1 protein-coding gene is annotated in these 512 nt (G+C 44.9%); it reads left to right on the top strand.

Features of this window, described 5'->3' with window-relative positions:
• A partial coding sequence (locus tag K5Q73_RS21930; RefSeq protein WP_220766202.1) for a hypothetical protein occupies positions 1 to 512 on the top strand: 512 nt, incomplete at both ends.

Here is a 512-nt window from a genome sequence, read left to right as displayed (position 1 = left end):
GGGAAGAAGAAAAGAGAAACCAGAGAGGAGGGAAGAAAGGGGGAGAAGGAGGGGGAGAAAAGAGGAGAGAAAGGAGAGAAAAGAGAGAAAAGGAAAAAGAGGAAAGAAAAGAGGAAAGGGAAAAGAGAAAAGAAACAGACAAAGAAGGGAAGGAAAAGAAAAAAGAGAGAAAGGGAAAAGAGAAAGAAAGGGGAGAGAGGGGAAGAGAAGAGAAAAGAGAAGAGAAAGGGAGGGAGAGAGGAGGAAGAAGGAAGAAAAGAGAGAAAGAAGAGAAAGAGAAGAAAAAAAGAAAAAAAAAGGGGGAGGAGAAAGAGGAGAGAAGGGGAAAAGAAAGGGAGGAGGGGGAAAGAGAGAGAAGGAAGAAAAAAGGGGGGGGAGGGAAAAAAGGAGGGAAAAGGAAAAAGAGGGGAAAGAAAAGAGAGAGAAGGAGAGGAGGAAAAAAGGGGAGAAGAGGAGAGAGAAAGGAGAGGAGGAGAGAGAGGAGAGGAAGAAGGAAAAGGGGAAAGGGGGGA

This window comes from Shewanella sp. MBTL60-112-B2 (genome assembly GCF_019655055.1).
GTDB lineage: Bacteria > Pseudomonadota > Gammaproteobacteria > Enterobacterales > Shewanellaceae > Shewanella.
The sequence above is the reverse complement of the archived record's forward strand: the minus strand, read 5'-3'. Positions and strand labels throughout refer to the sequence as shown.